This is a genomic window from Clostridium polyendosporum (assembly GCF_018332455.1).
Classification (GTDB): Bacteria; Bacillota; Clostridia; order Clostridiales; family Clostridiaceae; genus Clostridium_AY; species Clostridium_AY polyendosporum.
In genome coordinates, this window is record NZ_BOPZ01000032.1 from 15,018 (window position 1) to 38,317 (window position 23,300).

20 protein-coding genes and 3 pseudogenes are annotated in these 23,300 nt (G+C 31.2%); 20 read left to right on the top strand and 3 right to left on the bottom strand.

Annotated elements, in window-relative coordinates:
* Positions 1-750: 750 nt before the first annotated feature.
* The 4 genes and pseudogenes from CPJCM30710_RS14875 (at position 751) to CPJCM30710_RS14890 (ending at position 4,503) form a co-directional block, all read left to right on the top strand.
* Positions 751-2,208, top strand: a complete 1,458-nt coding sequence (locus CPJCM30710_RS14875; RefSeq protein ID WP_212904956.1) for a phytoene desaturase family protein — start codon at positions 751-753, stop codon at positions 2,206-2,208.
* Between the two features lie 404 nt (positions 2,209-2,612).
* Positions 2,613-2,849 (top strand): annotated as a pseudogene (locus CPJCM30710_RS14880) (MBL fold metallo-hydrolase); the annotation flags it as partial.
* A 272-nt stretch (positions 2,850-3,121) separates the two neighbouring features.
* Entirely contained in the window at positions 3,122-3,688 is a 567-nt protein-coding gene (locus tag CPJCM30710_RS14885) for a TetR/AcrR family transcriptional regulator (protein WP_212904957.1), read from the top strand.
* A 23-nt stretch (positions 3,689-3,711) separates the two neighbouring features.
* A complete protein-coding gene (locus CPJCM30710_RS14890) occupies positions 3,712-4,503 on the top strand; it encodes a sulfite exporter TauE/SafE family protein (RefSeq protein ID WP_212904958.1) in 792 nt (263 codons plus the stop codon).
* Between the two features lie 99 nt (positions 4,504-4,602).
* On the opposite strand, the gene CPJCM30710_RS14895 is transcribed toward CPJCM30710_RS14890, so the two are convergent.
* Complete coding sequence (locus CPJCM30710_RS14895) at positions 4,603-4,827, bottom strand: DUF1659 domain-containing protein (protein ID WP_212904973.1); 225 nt, start codon at positions 4,825-4,827, stop codon at positions 4,603-4,605.
* A 657-nt stretch (positions 4,828-5,484) separates the two neighbouring features.
* Here CPJCM30710_RS14895 and CPJCM30710_RS14900 point away from each other — a divergent pair.
* The 4 genes from CPJCM30710_RS14900 (at position 5,485) to CPJCM30710_RS14915 (ending at position 8,886) form a co-directional block, all read left to right on the top strand.
* Positions 5,485-6,492 carry an ABC transporter ATP-binding protein gene (locus CPJCM30710_RS14900; protein WP_212904959.1) on the top strand — a complete coding sequence of 336 codons (1,008 nt, stop codon included), beginning with the start codon at positions 5,485-5,487 and terminating at the stop codon, positions 6,490-6,492.
* Complete coding sequence (locus CPJCM30710_RS14905; RefSeq protein WP_212904960.1) at positions 6,489-7,310, top strand: ABC transporter permease; 822 nt, start codon at positions 6,489-6,491, stop codon at positions 7,308-7,310. The genes CPJCM30710_RS14900 and CPJCM30710_RS14905 overlap by 4 nt, the downstream gene beginning before the upstream one ends.
* Positions 7,311-7,314: 4 nt before the next feature.
* Positions 7,315-8,103, top strand: coding sequence for an ABC transporter permease (locus tag CPJCM30710_RS14910; RefSeq protein WP_308442617.1), 789 nt, complete (start codon positions 7,315-7,317; stop codon positions 8,101-8,103).
* 141 nt (positions 8,104-8,244) lie between these two features.
* Entirely contained in the window at positions 8,245-8,886 is a 642-nt protein-coding gene (locus tag CPJCM30710_RS14915; protein WP_212904961.1) for a lactate utilization protein, read from the top strand.
* Between the two features lie 154 nt (positions 8,887-9,040).
* Here CPJCM30710_RS14915 and CPJCM30710_RS14920 read toward each other — a convergent pair whose 3' ends face one another.
* On the bottom strand, positions 9,041-9,481 hold the full coding sequence (locus tag CPJCM30710_RS14920; protein WP_212904962.1) for an N-acetyltransferase: 441 nt from the start codon (positions 9,479-9,481) through the stop codon (positions 9,041-9,043).
* 987 nt (positions 9,482-10,468) lie between these two features.
* Here CPJCM30710_RS14920 and CPJCM30710_RS14925 point away from each other — a divergent pair.
* The 7 genes from CPJCM30710_RS14925 to CPJCM30710_RS14955 all read left to right on the top strand — a co-directional run bounded on the left by CPJCM30710_RS14925 (position 10,469) and on the right by CPJCM30710_RS14955 (position 15,971).
* On the top strand, positions 10,469-11,758 hold the full coding sequence (locus CPJCM30710_RS14925) for a histidine--tRNA ligase (protein WP_212904963.1): 1,290 nt from the start codon (positions 10,469-10,471) through the stop codon (positions 11,756-11,758).
* A gap of 431 nt (positions 11,759-12,189) precedes the next feature.
* The gene (locus tag CPJCM30710_RS14930; RefSeq protein ID WP_212904964.1) at positions 12,190-13,158 is read left to right on the top strand and encodes an SPFH domain-containing protein; all 969 of its coding nucleotides are present in this window, start codon (positions 12,190-12,192) and stop codon (positions 13,156-13,158) included.
* A gap of 114 nt (positions 13,159-13,272) precedes the next feature.
* Positions 13,273-13,578, top strand: coding sequence for a hypothetical protein (locus tag CPJCM30710_RS14935; RefSeq protein WP_212904965.1), 306 nt, complete (start codon positions 13,273-13,275; stop codon positions 13,576-13,578).
* 9 nt (positions 13,579-13,587) lie between these two features.
* A complete protein-coding gene (locus tag CPJCM30710_RS14940; protein ID WP_212904966.1) occupies positions 13,588-13,938 on the top strand; it encodes a hypothetical protein in 351 nt (116 codons plus the stop codon).
* Entirely contained in the window at positions 13,935-14,348 is a 414-nt protein-coding gene (locus CPJCM30710_RS14945; protein ID WP_212904967.1) for a hypothetical protein, read from the top strand. The genes CPJCM30710_RS14940 and CPJCM30710_RS14945 overlap by 4 nt, the downstream gene beginning before the upstream one ends.
* A 64-nt stretch (positions 14,349-14,412) precedes the next feature.
* Positions 14,413-14,883: a hypothetical protein gene (locus CPJCM30710_RS14950; protein ID WP_212904968.1), complete on the top strand. Its 471-nt coding sequence runs from the start codon at positions 14,413-14,415 to the stop codon at positions 14,881-14,883.
* A gap of 500 nt (positions 14,884-15,383) precedes the next feature.
* Positions 15,384-15,971, top strand: coding sequence for a histidine phosphatase family protein (locus tag CPJCM30710_RS14955; protein ID WP_212904969.1), 588 nt, complete (start codon positions 15,384-15,386; stop codon positions 15,969-15,971).
* Positions 15,972-16,288: 317 nt separating this feature from the next.
* On the opposite strand, the pseudogene CPJCM30710_RS14960 reads toward CPJCM30710_RS14955, so the two are convergent.
* Positions 16,289-16,522, bottom strand: a pseudogene (locus CPJCM30710_RS14960) (ABC transporter permease); the annotation flags it as partial.
* Positions 16,523-16,766: 244 nt separating this feature from the next.
* On the opposite strand from CPJCM30710_RS14960, the gene CPJCM30710_RS14965 reads away from it, so the two are divergent.
* The 5 genes and pseudogenes from CPJCM30710_RS14965 to CPJCM30710_RS14985 all read left to right on the top strand — a co-directional run.
* Positions 16,767-17,033, top strand: a complete 267-nt coding sequence (locus CPJCM30710_RS14965; RefSeq protein ID WP_212904970.1) for a metal-dependent transcriptional regulator — start codon at positions 16,767-16,769, stop codon at positions 17,031-17,033.
* Between the two features lie 44 nt (positions 17,034-17,077).
* Complete coding sequence (zupT, locus tag CPJCM30710_RS14970) at positions 17,078-17,878, top strand: zinc transporter ZupT (protein WP_212904975.1); 801 nt, start codon at positions 17,078-17,080, stop codon at positions 17,876-17,878.
* Positions 17,879-18,482: 604 nt separating this feature from the next.
* Positions 18,483-20,975, top strand: a complete 2,493-nt coding sequence (locus CPJCM30710_RS14975; protein WP_212904971.1) for a DUF2339 domain-containing protein — start codon at positions 18,483-18,485, stop codon at positions 20,973-20,975.
* 45 nt (positions 20,976-21,020) lie between these two features.
* Positions 21,021-22,178 (top strand): DUF4349 domain-containing protein, encoded by a 1,158-nt coding sequence (locus tag CPJCM30710_RS14980; RefSeq protein WP_212904972.1) that lies wholly within the window; start codon positions 21,021-21,023, stop codon positions 22,176-22,178.
* Positions 22,179-22,354: 176 nt separating this feature from the next.
* Positions 22,355-22,807, top strand: a pseudogene (locus CPJCM30710_RS14985) (FAD-dependent oxidoreductase); the annotation flags it as partial.
* Positions 22,808-23,300 lie beyond the last annotated feature (493 nt).

The following is a 23,300-nucleotide window of genomic DNA, read 5'->3' on the forward strand; positions in this document are numbered from 1 at the left end:
AAACTATTTATTATTATAACTTATAGTGGTGCAAATTAGTTTAAATAATTAAAATATTAATAGTAAAGTAAGCATTATATAGGAAAAACACAGAATATGAATGGTTAGAAGCCCTCCAATGTAATAAATACACTTGAGGGCTTTTGTGTGCGGTAACATATTAGAGGATGTGGAAACATAAGAATATACAGAAAAAGGAATCGGGGTTTTCTGATATAGTTGCTATCAGGTAACAGGTGGAGTGTGTAGTTTGACGTACAAGATGTTAAGGTGTAATACAAAATTAAAATAAGATGAAGTTATTTCAATTAATTTACAACTTATTCAAATTAATGTTATTATTAAACAAGAGTTAAATGGATAAATTTGGAGATGATATTCGAGATAATAAAGAACTTTATGCTAGATATAAATATACAACTTCATAATTCAATTGTAGTTCATGCTATGCAAGTTTATATTAAATTAAGAATTTTAGAAAAAGCATTACATGTCGAAGTTATTTGTTACAAATTTCACAAAGTAAGATTTTATTTAATGTGAATTGTTTAAGAATTAAAGTTGTTTATCTTTAATTAAAGAAGGATAAGAAATACGTAAAATTGTACTAAGTAAATCATTAGAACCTGTAAGCTTTTATTAATGTGATACACATATGTTTACACAAATATTTTAATTCATAGAGATGCTTTTAAGACACCGATAGCTAAGCAGTTTTGTAGAGTATTAATAAAGTAAAGGGGTAAGATTATGAAGAAAATAATTATAGTCGGAGCTGGTATTGGGGGGTTATCTGCAGGTATATATGGATTAAAGGCAGGCTTTGATGCAGAAATTTATGAGATGCACACCATTCCTGGGGGAGAATGCACGGGATGGAATAGGGGTGGTTACCATTTTGACAGCTGTATACACTGGCTAACAGGTACAAAAAAAGATACACAGCTTTATAAAATGTGGTGTGAAGTTGGTGCTCTTGATAACGTAGAGATATATAATCATGATTATTTTACTTGTTATGAAAAAGAGGGAAAAAAGGTATATATATATCGTGATATTGAAAAGCTTCGCACTCATCTTTTAGATATTTCACCGGAAGATAAAAATCAAATTGAAGAACTTTGTAATTACATTAAAAGATTTCAAACCTGTTATATGCCCGCAGATAAGCCTCAGGATATGATGAGTTTTTTTGACCTTTTTAAGATGATAAAGAGTATGAAGTCTGTTCTCCCACTTATGTCCAAATTAAACAAGATTACCGTAAAAGAATATTTAAGCCGATTTAAAAGTTCACTTATTCGTGGTGCGTTAAGCTCTACAATAATTGATTACTATTCATCTACAGCTTTATTTTTTACCTTAAGTACATTCACAGCTGATAATGGGGGATGGCCAAGAGGGGGATCTCTTGCTATGTCAAAAAGAATGTCAAAAAGATTTGAAGATTTAGGTGGGAAGATTACCTATGGAGCAAAGGTAAGGAGAATAATTGTTGAGAATAATACGGCAACAGGTATTGAACTTTTAGATGGTAGGATAGTAAAAGGTGATTATATAATTTCTGCTACCGATGCAGATGTTACATTAAGTAAATTGCTGCAAAACAAATACAAAGATAAGAAGTTTGAAACTATGTACTCCAACTCTGAAGATTATCCAATACCTAATTGCGTGCAGGTTTCTCTTGGTGTTAACGAGGATTTGTCACATATACCTCATTGTATAAGCTTCTCTACAACTCCTTTTGATATAGGTGGGAAAGTAATCGATAGTTTAGGAATAAAACATTATTGTTATGAGCCAGATTTTGCTCCAAATGGTAAGTCTGTTATAAATTGCGTTCTTACGAATTGTGATTATGACTTTTGGAAGAAAAAACGTGAGAATATATCAGAATACAAAGCCGCAAAGGCAGAGGTTGCAGAAGAAGTTATGATTAGAATTGTAGAGCGCTTTCCTGAACTATTAGGGAAATTTGAGGTTATAGATGTAACAACACCTGTTACCTATGAACGCTACTGCGGAGCATATAGAGGTGCTTGGATGTCTTTTGCCATTACTCCAAAGGGAAAATTTATTTCTCACAGTGGCATTTTAAAGGGATTAAATAATTTTTACATGGCTGGTCAATGGACCTTACTTCCAGGTGGACTACCAAGTGCTTTGGTAAGTGGCAAATTTGCTGTTCAACGTATATGTAAATAAAGTAAAGAGGTGCCAGCCTCTTTACATTTACATTTAATACTTCAAGATTTAATGTCTATTCATTTTTAGTATCATAGGTTCAGATTAAATCTAAATTTTTTATAGAGTTTATATGACTTTGATATTCAACTTATTAATATACACTATGTACTTGAATGTGGCTGGTTATCTTAAAGAAGTTGCTCGTAAATGAGAAAAGGATTATCAGATAATATTTAATCATAATTCCTTATGGTAAGTTTGTTTTTTATTGTTGGTATAGAGATAATGCAGGTGATATTGAGACTCGTATTAATGGCTAATATATTAGATTGCTGAATATGACAAATACAGCTCCAGTTAAAAGAAGAGATTAAAGTTTGGTATTTAAGAAATTGTGGAGAAATTTAAATTATAGAGAGGAATGTAATATAATAGAATATGCAAAAGAAGTATGTAAAGATAATAGAGTATTAGGAATTATAGGAGGATTTCATTTATTTGAAATAACTGAACAGGTTAATAAAACTATCAATTATCTGAAACAGAACAACTTAAAGGAATTATATCCTTGCCATTGTACTTCATTTGCTGTTAGAGCAGAAATACATAAAGTTTTGCCCGTGAAAGAAGTTGGAGTAGGGTTAGAAATAAACTGGTAAAAGCATGAGAAATCAGCATGTGTTATAGTTATAGTAATACACATTATTAGAATTTTGTGACAGAACATTCGTATTAGACAAACTAAATAGACAGCACATGTTTATAATAAGCTTCTCTAATCATAACACATAAACACACATGAATTTTAAGAATTTATGTGTGTTCTTTTTTTATTGTAAAATAAGTAAAAACCTGTTTACAAATAAAAGATAAAATCATATAATAACATTAGATTTTAAATGAACACTAGTTCATAAAGAAAGGTGATATTATGCCAAAGATAATAAATGATGTTGATAAAACTATAAAAAATTGTGCTGTAGAATTATTTGCTGAGCTTAGCTATACCGATGTTGATATGAGAATGATATCTAAAAAATCCGGAGTAGCTGTTGGAACTCTATATAATTACTATAAAAATAAGAAACAACTTTATCTAAGCATACTTAAAGAAAGCTGGCAAAATACATTTAATAAGCTTGATGCTATAAGTGAACTTACTATTTCTTCAAAAGAAAAGCTTAGAAAATTCATAAGTATACTGTATGAAGACGTTGAAGCAAGAAATGGTTTAGGGAAAGCTTTGATAAATACTTCAGTAGTTGAGCTCAAAGATGATAAAGAGGTTAATGATTTAAAAAACGGCTTGATTTCAAGAGTAGAAAATCTCTTTAATTGTTATGCTAAGGCAGGAACTCTTAATAAATGTTCCAGCATTGATACTAGATTAGCAGAATCTTTATTAGTATCCACATTAATAATGTTAGAATTCCATCCAAATGAAAAAGAATGTAACATCAATTTTTTAGTTGAATTTATAAGTTTATCTATAGAATAGAACAGCAGAGGAGATGTATTTTTATGAATTTAGTATTTTATTTATTAGCTATAGCTATAGGTGTTATCACTGGTGGTATAACAAGCTTTATAGGCGCTAGCGGAGTTATGATTATAGTTCCTATTTTAACTATGCTCTTTAAATTGAGTGTTCATACCGCAATAGGTACAAGTCTTTTTGTGGATGTTATAGCTTCTTTAACTGTAGCCTATTCTTATTACAAAAGTGGAAATATGGAGCTTAAATCAGGTATTTGGATAGCTTTAACTTCTATTATTGGAGCTCAATTAGGTGCATTTTTTGCAAGCAAAATGGGAGAAGGTAACCTTTCCACTAGTTTTGGAATTGTGTTAGTGATTGCAGGTTTATCAATGCTCCGTAAGAGTTATAAAGAGAAGAGTGATTCATCAGATACTATAAGTGGCTTTCTTCATTTTAAAACAGAATGGCAAAAAATATTAGCAGCTTTAATTATTGGATTAGGTATAGGAATATTAAGTGGAATATTTGGAGCTGGTGGTGGAGTTATGATACTTTTAGCTTTAATAGTATTAATGTCATTCCCACTTCATAAGGCTATAGGTACTTCTACTCTTATAATGACTATAACAGCTCTCTCCTCTGCTGTGGGTTATGCTGCTAGAGGTAACATAGACCTTGTATTAGGCAGTTTAATAGCTGTGGGGGCAGTCCTTGGTGGAGTTCTAGGTTCTCGTTATGCTAATAAGGTTAATGAAAAGACATTACAAAGGGCTGTGGGTATATGTTTTGCGGCTATGGGGGTAGTTATGACTGCAATAGCAATAATAAAATAAACTTATTATACACATATAATTTATTTTATTTTTTATTTGAAGCTAATGCGGAATCCATTACTTTTTATAATGTAATAAGTGGATTTAAAAAAAAGATAATTAGGAATTAACTAGCTTTGAAGTTTCATTTAAGTAATAGTCTCTAGTACTATTACTTAAAACTCCCTTAATGGCTTCGGCTACATCAAAGACATTTTGAGGTGCAGCATCAATTTTTACACCAGAAAAATTCTTTTTCCTGTAAACTTTAGCGCCAGTCTTATTAGTTCTATTTTCAACTTCTATGCTTAGAGAAACAGAATTTAAAACTTTACTAATAGCTATAGTTAAGACCTCCTTTCTAAATGTATTTCAAGAATATATGTGTGGTTTTTGAGAAGTTTACAGAATTTTTGATTTATGAGTATAAGTAGATATTATGCGGCACTATTATCATTACCACTATCGATAACAATCCCTTGCTTAGTAGAAATTATTGTATTGAGTTTGTTAATAAGCGTTCTAATTCTCTTGATAAAAGAGATTAATAAATTTATTGTAGTTTGATAAAATGAAAAGTGTTTTAGATGATACAAGCGTTTGCATATTTATTGTGAAAAATATAGTGGAATATATTGACAAGGATATGGGAGCGAATTACAATGGAAATGTGACATTAACAATCTTTAGGAAAGGGTGATTAAAATGGAAGTTAAATTATCAGAGGTGATTTGTATATAACTTAATATTTTATGCAAACGGAAGAAGTTAAACTTGCCTTTTGCACCAGAAAAAGCCTAAAGACTGCAAATATAGTTGTAAAGCAGCACGATGGTTGTCGTGTTTTTTTATGTCCTATAGAAGCATTTAGCTTTTGTAGGTTTTTTTTATCCCAAAAATACAAACGTTTGCATTGTGTTGCAGTTAGGGTGCAGTAGGTTATATAAAGTCATCCTTTAAGAGTGACAATTGTATTGTAGATTTAATCCAGGAGGGGATAGCGTGATCATTTTAGAAAACGTTTGTAAAGAATTTAAAACTGTAAAGAAACAGGAAGGACTTAAAGGAGCTTTTAAAGGCTTATTTTCAAGAGAATTTACTGTTAAAAAGGCAGTAGACAATATGACTTTTTCAATCAATAAGGGTGAAATTGTCGGGTATATTGGTGCTAATGGTGCAGGAAAGTCTACGACTATAAAAATGATGACAGGAATATTAACACCTTCTAGTGGAAAAGTTATCGTTGATGGAATTATTCCTTACGAAAATAGAACAGAGAACGCTAAGAAAATAGGTGTTGTTTTTGGACAAAGAACTCAGCTTTGGTGGGACTTAGCTCTAAGAGAAACATTCACCGTATTAAAAGAAATATATCAGATTTCAAAAGAGGATTTTCAGTATAGAATGAAGTTTTTAGACGAGGTTTTAGGTCTTGATGAGTTCATGGCAACTCCTGTAAGAAGCCTCTCATTGGGACAAAGAATGAGAGCAGACCTTGCAGCATCACTTCTCCATAATCCTCAAATATTATATCTTGATGAGCCAACTATTGGTCTTGATGTTATGGTTAAGGAAAAGGTAAGAAAGGCCATAAAAGAGATCAACAAGGAGTTTGGTACAACTGTTATCCTGACTACCCACGATTTAAATGATATCGAAGAGCTTTGTAACAGGATAATAATTATTGACAATGGTAGGAAGATGTATGATGGAAGTATCGAGGACATAAAGAGCTCTTTTGGATATATGAGTCAAGTAGAAATAAAGGTAAAAAATAATGATAAGCTAAAGAGTTTTAATATTAATGAGCTGCTGAATTTCTCAAAGGAGAATGTGTTCTCTGAAGAGGGAGAGGGGGCAATAATAGTAACCTTTAATAAGAATAAAATACCTGTATCAGATATAATTCATGTTGTAATGAAAAAATGTCATGTTCTTGATGTATCAATAAAAGAGACAAGCATAGAAGAAATCGTTAAAAAGATATATAGGAACGAGGTGAATGTATGATGAAAAGATTAGCAAACACATACGTACCCTTTGCAAAATGTTCCTTACAAAGATTCATAACCTATAGAGCTAATGTTTTTATGTTCATATTAGGTAATATTATTGCAACCTTTGTAGTGTATTACCTTTGGAAAGCTATATTTGATAACTCTCCAGAAGGCGTTATGTATGGCTTTACAGCTACGGAAATGGCTTTGTATGTGTTTATGAGCAGGATAACTGCTGGTCTTATTGATAATAATGCTGTCTACTTTGTTGGAGGCGAGGTGAGGGATGGATCTATAGCGATGTCCCTAATTAAGCCAATAAACTTTAAGGGCAGAGTGCTATTTCAATGTCTTGGGGGAACTGCTGCCTTTGGTATATTTGCAGCTTTACCATTGTGGATAATACTAGTAGTTGTAAGATATTTTACAATTAAGGAACTGCCGCCAAGTATACCAACTTTATTACTATATTTAGTTAGCTGCATATTAGCTTATTTTGTATTGTTTTTCTTTAACTACTGTGTGGGATTATTAGCTTTTTCTTTCACAAATCTTTGGGGAATTTCTCAAATACAAGGAGCCGTAATTGAGTTTTGCTCAGGTACTTTAATACCTTTAGTATTTTTTCCACATTGGTTTCAGAGTGCATTAAAATTTGTACCATTTTCGTCGATGAACTACACTCCCATAATGATATATTTAGGAAAACTAAAAGGTTGTGAGTTAATAAATAGTTTGTTAGTTCAAGTTGTATGGATAATTCTGCTTGCTTTGTTAAGCAAATGGATGTGGAATAGGTCAATGAAGAGATTGACTATACTTGGAGGTTGATATTATGAGATATGTTAAGCTTTATGGAAGATTTTTAACTCAATATTTAAAAGGATTAATGGAGTACAAGATTGATTTCTTCTTTGGGCTAGTAGGATTCTTTTTAATTCAAGCCTCTGGTATAGCATTTATTTACTTAGTATTTAACAATATACCAAACCTTAATGGGTGGAACTATTATGATATTTTGTTTGTTTATGGCTTCTCGTTATTACCAAGAGGACTAGATCACTTAATTATGGATAATATATGGATTTTTGCAAGGGACATGGTTATACAAGGAACCTTTGACAGATATCTTGTCAGACCGATAAATCCATTCTTTCAGGTTATATCAGAGAGATTCCAGCCAGATGCTTTTGGAGAAATTATTGTAGGAATAATACTTTTAGCAACGGCGATTCCTAACTTAAATGTTTCTATATCCATATTAAATATTGTTATGTTTATAATACTTGTTTTAGCAGGAGCAGTTATTTATACCTCAATAAAATTATTCTTTGCTGCCTTTGCATTTTGGATTAAGAACTCAATAAGCCTTGTTTTTATGGTTTATAACATTAGTACTTTTGCAAAATATCCAATCAGTATTTACCCAAAAGCTATAAGCGTAGTTGTGCAGTTTATAATTCCCTTTGCCTTCACTGCTTTTATTCCAGCAGGATATATTTTAGGTAAGGTTAATTTTGCTTATGGTGTAGGAGGTACTATACTTTGTGCAGCGATAACATGGGTACTAGCATATGGTTTGTGGCTAAGAGGAATAAAAAACTATGAGAGCTCAGGAAGTTAGTATTTTTTAAAATTCTATAAAAGCTATATTAAAAAAAATAGAATAAAAATACTACTGATGTTTACAGAAGCGCAGAGATTCATTAAACTTATTGAAGATTAGATTATTTATTTGAACTTTACTTCTAGGAGGGCGATAAATATGGACAAAAATATTGCATGGTATACTGAGAAACAAATTGAGAGGACTATAAAAAATCTAAATAGCCACAATATGGAAGGGTATTATGTTAATAATAGGGAACAGCTATTTCAAAAATTAAAGGAGTTAATAACTGAAGGTTCTACTGTTGGTATAGGAGATTCCATGACTCTTTTTGAAACAGGAGTAATAGATTTTTTAAAAAGTGGAAAGTTTAATTTTTTAGATAAATATGCGGATGGATTAACAAGTGATGATAAAAGAGAGATATATATTAAGAATTTTTCTGCAGACACTTTTATTTGCAGCACAAATGCCATAACCGAAAGCGGAGAATTATATAATATAGATGGCAACGGAAGTAGAGTGGCTCCAATGATATATGGGCCTAAGCAGGTTATACTAGTAACTGGTATAAATAAAATTGTTAAAAATTTAGAAGAAGCAGAGATAAGGGTAAGACAATATGCTGCCCCAATTGATGCAAAAAGATTAAATAAAGATACACCTTGTACAAAGCTTGGATATTGTGTTGATTGCAAAAGTCCAAATAGAATTTGTAATGATTTTGTAGTAATTAGAGGACAGTTTATTAAGGGAAGAATAAAGGTATTAATCGTTGGAGAGATTTTAGGTTATTAAAAGGTTAATTGATAAATTTAAGTATGTTGCCTTTGAAATATTAATATGCCGATATTTTTTTAAAAAGCTATGTTTTAAATACTGTTGAAACATTATATTAAATTAGAGGGAGAATTTTATTCTCCCTCTAATTCATAATTAAATAAAAATATGACTAATGATTATCCTTGCTTGTCCAACACATTGTATATTCAATAAATCCTGAATCTTCATTAGGCTGCTCTGTTTTAACAACAAAACCACAATGCTTATAAAAGTTAACTGCATTTATGTTTTCTGTATAAACCCCCAGTTCTAAACTTGAATATAAAGATTTAGAATACTCAAGTAGTTTTCTACCTATACCTTGCCCTTGATAATCATCTAAAACAAATAATGCACCAATAAATAAATTGTTGATAATGCTTATAAATGCTTTAATTCTATTATCTTCTTTGTAAACAAAGGTTGTAGAAATAGGAATGTACATTTCTTTAACAACATTATAATTGTCAATCCAATATTTTTCTGTTATGAAACTATGAGCAGTAATATTAGTCTTTAACCATATATCCATAACTTCTTCTATTTCAAAAGTTTCTAATTGTTTAATCATGTTTTTTCTCCTTTTCTGTTTCCATAAATTATTTATGTAAATTAGATTTATACATTAAGTTCACTCGTTTTCGCTATATAAATAATCTTGGTAATCTTCATAATGTTATACAATTATTTATTAAATTATAACTATATTATATAGTAATTATAACATCATAATATTAATAATATATTATGATGCAAGTATTGGTTCTCTTTCTTTGAAGTCAGTTATATAGTAAAATGAAGGAATTAAAGTTAAGACGAGCACTCGATATAAATGGATGTAATCTCACCATGGGGAGGGGAAGAAAATGATAGAGTTAAAAGGTAAATATAACATTGCCAAGGTTTATACTGATAAACTAGAGCCTTAGGTCATTTCACAGATAATTGAATTATGTAATCAAGAATTCTGAAAGGATAGTAAGATTGCAATAATGCCTGACATTCATATATGATATATTTAGGATATGTGTAACAATAAGTATAGGATATTCCTTATTTATTACACACTTAATAGAGAACAGAGAGATAGAGTTATTTAGAATAGTATAGATGTAAAGGTATTGGAGAGTGTAGGTAGGATAGAGGGCAGAGGTAACAAGAAAATATGTATGATAGGATAGGTGTTAGTATTAATAGGGTAAACGAATATAGAAGTTTTCAGTAATGTATAATATATGACAAGGACGCATTAGACAAAGATAAAGCCATACAATGCACTAATAATTAGGTGTTGACCAATAAATATAATAATGTTAAAATATAGCAAAGATTATGAGGTAAGTATATGTTTATAAATTATTGTTTAATCAAAAAACTTCATCACCATCACAGGAAGCACTTGTAACCTTGAATGTAATTCACAGGTACAAGTGCTATTGGTGCTTGTACCTGTGGTGTTATCTATATAAGTAGAACTCTACAGGTATTTAATAGATACTGTGTAGAGTTCTTTTGTTTTTTGTAATTAATAATTTTAAAAAATAAAGGAGAGATTTATATGTCAGTAGAGTTAAGAAATTTAAAAGGAACAAGGGACTTTATTAAAGGTGAGCAAAGAATTAGAAATGAGATTATTAGAAAACTTCAACAAATATTTGAAAACTATGGGTATCAGCCAATTGAAACACCAATAATCTGTAAGTATGATATATTGGCTTCAAAATATGCAGGTGGTGATGAAATACTGAAAGAAGTATATAAATTTAAAGACCAAGGACAGAGAGATATTGGATTAAGGTATGACCTAACAGTTCCGTTTGCCAGAGTAGTAGGAATGAACCCAAATATAAAAATGCCCTTTAAAAGATATGAAATAGGAAAAGTTTTTCGTAATGGTCCTGTTAAAACTGGAAGGAGCAGAGAATTTATTCAATGTGATGTAGATATGGTAGGGGTAAAGTCAATGTTAGCAGAAACAGAACTAATGATAATGGCAAGTGATATATATAAAACGCTTGGTCTTGACGTTTATATATCTTTTAATAATAGAAAGCTTTTATCAGGAATAATAAAAACTATAGGAGTAAGGGAAGAACTTGAAGGAAGTGTGATATTAAGTTTGGATAAGCTTGAAAAAATCGGGAAAGATGGTGTCAGAAATGAACTTATTGAAAAAGGATTAATGGATGAAGATATAGAAAAATTATTTTCGCTTTTAACGATGAACGAGAGTGATTTACTTGAAAAATTACGAAGCAATCCACTTAACGAACTCATAGAACAGGGAATAAAGGAGTTAGATGAACTGCTATACTATGTAGAATCATTGGGAATAAAAGATATTTGTAGATTTACACCTTGTCTTGCAAGGGGGCTTGAAATATATACTGGTACGGTTTTTGAGATATTTCTCTCTGACGGAAGCATTAGTTCAAGTTTAAGTGGTGGAGGAAGATATGATAAGATAATAGGAGCATTTTTAAACAATGGGAATGAGTATCCAGCAGTTGGAATAACTTTTGGTCTTGATGTAATATATTCAGCTTTAGAGGCTAAGGGCATAGAAATTGATAGTTCACCAGTACAAGTGTATATAATTCCGCTTGGAACAGAGATTGAATCACTCGGATTATTAACAAGGTTAAGAAGACAAGGAATTTCAGCGGATATTGAAATGGATAAAAGAAAGTTAAGAAAAAGTCTTGAATATGCAGGAAAACAAGAAATTCCTTTTGTAATAGTTATTGGTGAAGATGAAATAAAAAATGGAAAAGTTAGAATCAAAAATATGAAAGAAAGTACCGATGAAGAAATTGATATAGATAAGATTGAATTTTTCTTTAAGTGATTTATTATTGATTTGTAAAGAATAAATAATTTTCCTGTTTTATCAACAAAGTTATAAACAACTATGCCCACAGGTTATCCACAATGGAAATGAATTAATGCTACTGCTGTCAACATAATACCATAACTTGCGAATTTACAAATTTAGTAAATACACAAAATCCATTAATATTTTCAATGTCAAAGGCGAAAAAAAGCTTATATTTATGATGAGGCATTATATATGCTTTTTTTCGCTTTGTTATTATGATGTGTTATTAGTTTTACTGCCGATTTAAGAGATAGATTATTACAATAAGGAGTTCAGTTATAAATATCTTAAATATTAATTTCCTTAGAATCTGTAACTAATATATTAAAATACAAAAACTTAAAACATAGGACAAACTAGAGTATAATTAATAAGAAAAATAAATAAAGGGAGATGGATTTATGCCTATATTAATACTACTAATAATAATCATAGTATTTTTAGCTACTAGTCTGAAAGCTGTAACAACTGGTTATGTTTTTATTGTTGAGAGGTTTGGTAAATATCATAGAACTCTTGAGCCAGGCTGGCATATAGTAATACCTGTAATCGACTATGTCAGAGCAAAGGTAAGCTTAAAACAACAAATCGTGGAAATTGAACCTCAATCTGTTATAACTAAAGATAATGTAAGTGTTTCTATTGATAATGTTGTCTTTTTTCAAGTAGTGAATGCAAGAGATGCAATCTATAACATAGAAAATTATAAATCAGGGGTAATTTATAGCGCAGCAATCAACATGAGAGACTGTGTTGGGGCTCTTCAATTAGATGAAATTTTATCTGAAAGAGCTAAATTAAATGCACAAATTCTAAGTAATATTGAAAGTATTACTAGAAAATATGGGGTAGAAATTTTATCTGTCGAGATAAAAAATATTATCCCTCCTGTTGAAATAACTGCAAGCATGGAGCAGGTTATGACAAGCGAAAGAAAGAAAAGGGCAGCAATTCTTCAGGCAGAAGGAGAAAAACAAGCTGCAATCTCTATAGCTGAAGGACAAAAACAAGCGAAGATACTTCAAGCTGAAGCTGAGAAGGAAGCAAATATTAGAAGAGCAGAAGGTTTAAAACAATCACAATTATTGGAGGCTCAAGGTAAAGCTATGGCCATAGAAGCTGTAGCAAAAGCAGAGGCTGAAGCTACGAGACTTGTAAATGAAGCCATAATTAAATCAGGTACAAATGAACAAGTAATAGCGCTTAAACAAGTTGAGGCTATGAAGGAAATGGCTAAGAATCCAGCTAATAAACTTATACTTCCTCAAGAATCTTTAGGAACGTTTGGAATGTTAAAAGCTTTTAAAGAAGTTTTTAATGATGAAAATTCAATAGATGACAATAGGATAAATGAGAAGGAAATAAAATAACTACATTTATCTTTTAATTAAAACAAGGAAGCCTGCTTTTAGGCTTCCTTGTGTCGTTAGTATTTACAGGCTGTTTATGACTGTTAATTTAGAAGAAATTTAGAGGAGAAGAAAATGAAAAGAAACATTAAAGTAGTAGCTATAGTAATTTTAATTACTGTAACTTTGTTTTCATATCTGTTTATAAGTGGATATAGGGTAACAGCTCTTGGTGCTATTAAAGCACAGTTTGATTTAGGACAAGATTTAAAAGTGTTTGAAGAAGTTGAAAGAGATTGGGCAACAGTATACTTGTTAGAGACACCAGATGGTATTAAAACAGCTTTAGCGTCAAAAGAAGGGGTTTTGTGGCGTTGTTCTTCCATTACCTATTTCTTTGATGAAATAATAAAAAATGATGATATTAAAACTGTAGGATAGCAAAGCTATGTGCAAGGTAATAAACAAATAACTGTTATATCAGTTCAAACCACAGATCCAAATGTTAAATTAATTGAGGCCGGTTCTGGTCCAGATAAGCAAAGAAAGCCTATAGACGTAAATGAAACTGTTATATTTTCATGGGACAAAGTAATTCCTTTTAATGAGATTAATGCAGTAGCCTATAATAAAAACAATGTAAAGGTATATGAATATAGATACCCTAAGAATACAACTATCATCCGCACGGAAGATTTAAGATGGTATGGTATGTTGCAGCAGATAACAGTGGTCCGTAGAAGCCACAGTAGTATTTTATTAGGTATTAATATTGTAATAAATTTAATGGAGGTATTATGAGTAAAAAATTTACAATTTATTTTATTCTTGTAATTATCGTAATAGGCTTGTTGCAGGGATGTAAAAAAGAAGGTATTTTAACTAATAGTTTTGGCGAGGTTAATAGATTACAGGTAAACTACAAAGATTTTAATAAGATTTATACTATTGGCAAGGACACAGATTTAATTAAAGGAATTTATTATAGCATATTAAATACTAAAACCGTTGTACATAAAAATCCTAGTGAAATGGATTCACAAAATAGCGATCCTGTTTGTATAATCACAATCTATTATAAAAATGGTAAGGAAGATATTATAAAGTCTACGGAAGGTGCAGAATTTATTTATAGAAATTTTGATAGTAAAGGCAGTTGGATAGGTGGAAAGAATACAGATTTAATAGGTTTAATTAAGACTACCAATTAGTAGGGTAGAATATTCAAATTTTAAGCAGTAATACTTATAAAAAGCGTAATATATAGGAGTTTTTATGAAAAATAGAATTGGTAGTATCATTATAATTTTATTAAGTCTCTTTATAATAAGTTGTGGAAATAATTATGTGGAACCACAAAAGAAGTTACCCAAAACAGATGATAAACTTCTTTATATTATGATATCTAAATATTCAACTGATGGAAATAAGACAATTGGAGTAAATGATACCTTAGACTTTAAAGCTAAAGAAGAGCGTGTAATTGTTGAAGATATTCTTAAAGTATTTAAAAATAAAGAACATATAGGGAATGAAATAATGGAAAATCCTCAATATAGAATTATATTTTTATATAATTTAGACCCTGAACAATCTAAAGTTCGTGAAGAATTTATGGAAAGTGATAGATTTGAAATTGTAGATAAAGAGGGGTTATTAATTGAAAATGAAGAAACAAAGGAAACCTTTAAAATACAAGGAGATAATTACAAGAAATTATCAAAATACTTAAAGTTGTTGGATTAGAAAGAGGTGCCAGCCTCTTTACATTTGAGAGGATGACAGTTCATGATGATACTAGACTTGTCGTCAGACTGCTTGATGGATCTGAAATAGAGTGTGAAATAGAATGAGTTAGGTGACTAGCCGACTGGGGTGATTTTTCACCTTAGTCGGCTTTTTTTGATGAAGAGACTGATGTGATATTCAATAAAATTATAGTGGCCTCCAAGGATAATTTTGAAAAGGAAAATGTCTATAGATTTATTGTAAGTTTTGATGTGAATCTATTATCTGATTCAAGATTTTAATGTTCCAGTTCGAAGTAAGATAAGTACAGGTACAGAAAAAGATAATATTTATGATGTAATGAGTTTTCACTTGAATAGACTAAAAAAAGTCCTTATATCCCGTTTGTTTTTTATTTCATTTTAATTATTGGTTATGTGAAATATAGCTTACAAATTCAAAGTGAATATCATACATTATTAGTAATTTAGAAAGTATACGTAGAAGGAGAAGTTATATTGAGAAGATCGTTACTTGACTTACTTAGAGATGGAGGGTATGTACTATATACTAGGCACGGGGAAGCAACAGTTGGAGAAGATCAACCTAATTTAAATTTTCAGTACTGTTTTACCCAAAGAAATCTTTCTGAAGTTGGAAGAAGACAAGCGATTTACTATGGAGAAATTCTTCGTAGCTTGCAAATTCCTATTAGTTATCCCATCCTAACTAGCCCTTTTTGTAGAACTATAGAAACGGCACAATTGGCTTTCAGAAGGGCAATTGTTCAAATCGATCCATTTTGGGTTGAAATTTATAAGTTAAGTGGAAATTTATCTGCTTCAGAACAAAAAAGAATATTAGACTCTCTTCAGTCAGAGTTAGAAATCAAACCACCTCAGGGAAGTAATAAGGTTATTATTGCTCACGGTTTTCCAAAAGGGATTGGTTTGGGTCAAATTCCAAACATGGGAACAGTTATTGTTAAGCCGCGGGGACAGGGAAAGGGTTATGAAATCATCAATAAATTATCCTTAGTAGATTTAGTGGATTTGTTAAGGGAGTTTAAAGAGGGATACGATCGAAAAATGTTTACTTTACTATAAATGCAAGGGTGAACCGTACCGCATATTACACAGCTTATATTGAAAATCACCCAGATTACGAGTGTGCAGGGAATTATGATGATAAGGGGATTTCAAGAACTAACACTAATAAAAATGGTCAGTGCAGGCAATTCGCAACAATATTATAGATATGCAGAACTAGAATACTTTCATAAATCTAGGGCATTGCATTAAAAAGGATTTTTTAAGGCAGAGTCCACTTTAGATAGATATTATTGATAAAAAATAGCGCCCATACGTTAGGGCAGAAATCTAACATATGGGCATTATACATATGATTTTGTATAAATCATTATCTAATCACCACTGATTAATTGATCGTAATCGTTAAAGAAAGTTTTATAATTCAATTGAACAAATAGTATAACCGTCAAGGCAACACTTTCAAGAATACCAAGCATAATTGCAATTTGGTACTCAATAGCGGTTACTTGGTACTCAATAGCGGTTACAGGAGATGTGCCAGAAAGAATTTGTCCTGTCATCATCCCTGGTAAAAATACGATGCCCATTCCAACCATAGAGTTAATAGGATGAAATAAGGAAAATGACTGCCTCTATAGAGTTGGAGTGCTTTTTAGTAGTATAATTTATATAGAAGTAATTAATCTAGCGGAATTAAATTTATATTAATAGAAAAAACTCTTCTCTATTAATTTTTTATCAGGTTATATCATAAATTAGTTGTAAGAAACTTTAGTTGTCGTATCTAATAACTAAGATATGAACTATTGTTTATACTTGTTATACATAGAAAAGCAAAAAATAAAGGGGATGAGATGTTTAAAAAAGGATAGGGAATTTCACAAGGTTCTAGGGTATCAAGTATTGAATGTTGAGAATAAACTATTAACTTTAAGTATGGAAGAAGAATATGTACGTATTAACCAATTAGTGGATAAATTAAATGTTCGTCCATCATCAACGACTAAGGTGGTTAAGAAATTAAATGAACTAGGGTTGGTAGACTATCAAAGGTATGGAATTATCCAACTTATGGGAGAGGGGAAGAGCATAGGGGATTTTCTTTTGAAAAGATAGTTAATTAAATTATATATGAAGGAGGAGTATTTATGGACATAAGTATGAATAGATTATTATTTGCTTTTGGACTCACACTATTTGCAGGTTTATCTACGGGCATTGGAAGTGCATTGGCTTTTTATACAAAGCAAACAAATAAGAAGTTCTTATCTGGAACATTGGGTTTTTCTGCGGGTGTAATGATCTATGTTTCCATGATAGAAATATTCGTAAAGGCAAGAGGGTCCTTGGAAATTGTTTATGGTTCAACAAAAGGATATTGGGTTACTACTATCGCTTTCTTTGGAGGAATTGCCTTAATTGCAATAATTGATAAATTTGTTCCAAGTGCAGAAAATCCTCATGAAATGCGTGATGTTAAAGATATGAAAAAAGAGAAAGTAAATAATTCTGCTTTGTTAAGAATGGGAATGTTTTCAGCTTTAGCTATAGCAATTCATAATTTCCCTGAGGGACTAGCTACTTTTACTGGCGCTATACAAGATTCAACAGTAGGAATTAGCATAGCAGTGGCTATAGCAATTCATAATATCCCTGAAGGTATTGCAGTTTCTGTTCCAGTTTATTTTGCTACTAATGATAGGAAAAAAGCATTTTTATATTCTTTTCTCTCAGGACTATCTGAACCTGTAGGAGCAATAGTAGGGTATTTTCTTTTGATGAGATTTTTTAATGAGGCAATGTTTGGGATTATCTTTGCTAGTGTTGCAGGCATTATGGTTTATATCTCCTTAGATGAATTACTTCCAACTGCTGAGAAATATGGAGAACACCATATTGCCATTTATGGTCTAATTTTTGGAATGGTTGTTATGGCGTTAAGTCTATTATTGTTTGCATAATGGTATTTATAACTACTGTGGATATAATAATCATCTGATTTTAGCTCTGAATATATATTCAAAACATCCTAAGAGTACCATAAAACTTGCGTAAAAGTTTGAAATCTATATAATTATATATGCCCTGTAGCTTTAGGATGTTCATCTTTACGTAAAACACCTATTTCTGCGTATCAGTATCATTTTTCTATCAAATCACACGTTGGGTGCGTTGCCTTAATAGAGAAAAATAGCCTTGTTTCACAGGTTTAGTTGGATTTAGTGTGTAATTAATTAAATAGTATAATGATAAGCCGGTTGTGATGATTCTTAATCATCTTGACAGGCTTATCATTTTTATATACGAAATTTAAGCAAACTAATGCTAAATATTGTATTTAAAGGTACAAGTAGTATAATTAAACCATAAACAATATTCAGAAAATTATGAAAAGTACAGTTGGTTATTTGTTTTGTTTTAGTGCTTTTGAGTTCTAACCAAGTATTTGTTAAGTAATTTAACAGAGTGAAAGATTATGAAATGCTGCAATCAACATCCAAAAAGAAGAATAGGAGTTTTCATACACTTATTTTGTAAAAATATAATGTAAGGATGTGTTCTGAGATGGAAGAACTTAGAGAAATTATTGCTAGGCAAAAATCTCTTTTAACGGATCTGGAATCCTTATCTAAACAGTATGACGTAAAGGAACTGCTTTCACGAAATAAAACACTGTCAGGAGAAGTAGAAAACTGCAGAAAAGAGCTTAATATTCTGACAGAGAAATGTAAAAATCTTACTATGAAAAATGAAGATTTAAATTTGAAATTAACTGAACAGATTTTAGATGAAAAACGAAATATCTTAAAAATCTCAAAAGAAAAAATGGAGGTTTATTTTCAAAAAAGTTCTGAATCTGTACACAACAGACTTAATTCTCTAGAGCAAAATTACATTGATGAAATTAATAAGATGAAATCTATTTCTGAAGATGAATTAGGTAAGGAGAATACGGAAACTCTTAAGGAACTAGAGGACACTTTGCAGAAAATCAGAATTAAAATAGAAAACAGACGTCAGCAAATTAAGGGTACTGAGGATATTATTAATGAAAAAATGAAAAATGATTATAAGGTTATGGAAACTGAAGGTCTTAGTAAAGAGCAGATTCAAGAGAGGATTAAACAGAATAACTTTGAAATTAAAATTGGTCTGGATATTATAAACAAGATAGGAATCTTTCTTATTATACTTGGTGCTGCAACTGCTTTGAGATATACTTATTCAAAATCGTTTAACAACACTGCAAGAGCTGTTTTTATCTTTGTTCTTGGAGCTGTTTTTATAGCTGCAGGAGAATGGTTTATAAGAAAAAAGAAGACAACCTTTGCTTTAGGTTTAAATGGCGGTGGTACCGCTATTTTATACTATGCAGTATTTAGCAGCTATTTCTTTCTTAAAGTAATTAACATGAATGCTGCTCTTATAGTTTCTGTTCTTATAACCGCTTTAACTGTATTCTTTGCACTACGGTATAATTCTAAGACTACAGTATCCTTTGCACTGATTGGGGGTTATCTTCCTTTTTTCTCCTATGTTTTTGCATTTGGATTAGATACTATAAGTATTTATGGTGCCATGATTTATCTCTTTCTTCTAAATGCCTCATTAATATATATATCCTTCTATAAAAGATGGGTCTTTACAAATTACTTAAGCTTTATTTTAAATATACCAGTTCTTATCTATCTTATCTCAATCTGCAGAAATGAATTGGTAAGTATTATATACTGCATGAGTACATTCTTTCTTTATCTTTCTGTAACGCTTATTTATCCTTTATCCTATAAAATCAAACTTAAGAAAGCAGATATTGTAATGCTGGCTATTAACACCTCTGGCAGCTGCCTTCTGGTATACGGGCTTTTTAACAGAGCACACTTGAATGATTTAAGAGGAATGCTTGCACTGATATTCTGTCTTGTATACTTTGCTTTAGGAAGCTTCACAAGTAAATATATGAAAACAGAAAAGGAAACAACCTTGCTGTTTCGCTTGACCTCTATAACATTTGCAGTCCTGGTGGTACCATTTCAATTCGATACGACATGGTTTACTCTAGGCTGGCTTATCGAAGGTTTATTGATGATATCATATGGATATTTAAGAAAAAGCCATCTCATTGAAAAATCAGGTTGGGTGATTTTTGCAATATGTTGTGTTTCCTTCTATCTCATAGACTTTCCTTTATCATCAATAATTCATGGCTCCAAGTATTTTCACTGGAAATTTGCCTCAATAACATTCAGCTCTTTAGGAATCTTATACATTTATTTAAAAGATAATTTAAGTAATGTCCTTTTTAAATATACACCAACAGGAAGAGTTGTTACAGGCTTTAAGTATTTTACTATAATCAATGCATGGATATACCTTGTATTTGAAAGTAATACGCTTTATAAGAATTTCTTTATGGAATATGATTTTAGAGGTTTTTACTACATTATTAAATTTATACTTATAAATATATTACTGGTGCTATTACTGGAAAAAGTCAAGGTAATCAAGGATGAGATAACAGATCATTTTGCTGTAGCTTTAGACGTTATTGTTGTTATTTTATGTAGTTTAATTAATATCAATATTCCAATTCTCTATGAAAACATTGGTGATTTTAAAAAGCTCGTATCTTTCGTGATTCTCCTTTTATTTAATGCATATGTCTATTATGCCTTAAGAAAATTACTTATAAGATTATTCTCAGTAAAGAGAATGAATTTTGAGTTTTATCCCGTTTTTATGGTTTTTTATATTTTCATTACCTTTAATATATTTATGCTCTGGCAATTTCAACAGGATTATTCCTCACTGTTTATAAGCTTCGGTTATATGGTTCTGGCTTTTTTTTCAATAATCTTTGGTTTTAAAAAGAAGTATATTTATGTACGAAGAATGGGGCTTTTCCTTTCGATGCTGGCCAATGTAAAACTTTTTATTTATGACCTCAGCTATCTGGACATGGTTTTTAAAATCGTTGCCTATTTCAGCTTCGGATTGGTTATGCTTGCCATATCCTATATTTATCAGCAACTGAAAAAGAAGCTGGGAGGGGAATAAGAAAATTTCGTAATTATAAAAGTATGAATGAGGGAGGGAAGAATCATGAATCATGAAAGATATCAGGAACTGATGAGCAGGGATATGGACAATGACTTGAGTGAAGAGGAGAAAAAAGAACTTCTAAAACACCTGGAAGAATGCGAAAGTTGCAGGAATAAACAGGAAGAACTGAAAAAGATAAATAAAGCAATGACAAATATTGAGGAAGTAAATCCTGGTGTTGCATGGAAAGAACAAACTGCAATAGAGCTGAGGAGAGAGAAAATAAAAAAGTTCCGCTTTGGAAAATATATTCCCTATGCTGCAGGCATTGTTATTCTGTTTATTATAGCCGGATTAATCATAACAAATGTATTCTTTCGCATTGAAGGAAGAGGAGCAACATCTACAAATAACAGTACCGTGTATGACTATGATAAAGGGGTATCCGGCGAATCTTCTTCCGGAACAGTAAATAAAAATGAAAGCAGTACCGGAACAACTGCAGGAGTGATGGGTTCGGATGTAGAATTTGACATTACAAAAATAATATATTCAGGAAATATCAGTCTCTACAGCGATGATTACAAGAGCACTTTTGCAAAAATCGGGGAATATGCAGTTAATATCGGTGGATTTGTGCAGAATTCAAGCTCATCATATGCAGACAAAGTTCAAAATACCGTTGTTAACTCAGGTTATATTACCATTAGAGTGCCGGCAGTGAAATTTGAGGAAGCCATGAAGGAAATCCAGAAATACGGCAGCCCGATCAGCACCAGCACACAGAGTACGAATATTTCCCAGCAGTATCAGGACATAAAAGGACAGCTGGATAATCTGAAAATACAGGAAGAACGGCTTCTGGAGTATTTGAAGAAAGCTGAAAAGATTCAGGATATGCTATCAATTGAAAGTGAACTTAACAGAGTAAGAACAGAAATCGACTATAGGACGACGATGATCAAAAACTGGGATAAAGAAGTAGTCTATTCAACAATTTATGTTTCTGTAACTGAGAAAAAATTGGCAACAAGCACTGTGAAATCACCTTTTTCAGATATACTACCAAAAATAAAAAAAGGTTTCATCGCTTCAATCAATTGCCTCTTAAATATATTTGCAGAGCTGATTGTCTGGATCTTCAGACTCATTCCTTTCGCAGCAGTACTTGGTGCAGCATACTTCATCTATACCAGGTCCAGAAAGAAAAAACAATGATTCAATGGGAAGAACCCTTTCAAGTTTAGGGGGGATACCTTTACGCAAAACAATAATTTGCGCATCAGTATCATCTTTCTATCAAAACTCACGTGGAGACAGTAGTGAAGATAGAGAAGAAATAGCCTGATATCAAAGGCTTTGAAGGATTTCAAGTAAAAATTGGAGTGTGTTTCATGTTCCCTCAGACTGATGTTTGGGGGATTTTGTTTCAATTAAGAGGTGCCAGCCTCTTTACATTTACATTTGAAACAACTGGTTCCACAGGACCAATGGGTAACTGCTTAAGGTATGAAAATGGATGTTCAATGTACATATTAATATTAAGGTGCCCATCATGTGGTTCAAGAATAAGAATTAGAGAAAGAACAGGAGTTCAAGATTTTCAAGGGGAAAGAAAGGAAGATTAGTTAGGTGCTTTCAGTGGATCATGCAAGTTTGAAAGACACATACTGTCTGAAGACATAATAAAGAACTTGATGAAAAAAGGTGTTGTTGCTTTAAGAATTCCAACTGAAGAAGTTAACTATACTAAGTTGAGCAGCAAGGTATATCAACAATACGCATTAAAAGAGTTGGCAGAAAATATAATTCTTTTAGATAGTGGGCATGCAAAGCTTATGGTTACTTCAATAATTCATACTAAGTCTAGTTATAGTAACCATATTCTTCGTATAAATCTACCTGGTGTATCAATAATAGGATAGTTGACAATAAACGAGAAAAAGAGATAAATATTGAGGTATTTTGACAATATGATATAAAAGCATTTTTTTGCTGTTAGTTTATGTGATAAGATAGTTTGTGTCGCTGCGGTGAGCAAGCGGCAGAGAAGTCAACAAAAAAGTGTTGATAAGAACTTTAAATGTGATAGTATATCACTTGTCGGTTTAACCCGATAAACTAAAAATAGTTTTTCTATAGATGTTAATTAAACTTTAAAAATTACAAAAAAGTTGTTGACAGAGAAATGAAAAGCTGATAAGATAGTCAAGCGGTCAGTTGATGAGGTCAGTTGATGACACGCAAAAACAACTTGGTCTTTGAAAATTAAACAGAGGAAATTAAGTACAGCAATTCTTTTGAGAGCATAGAGATTAAACTTTTAAATTGAGAGTTTGA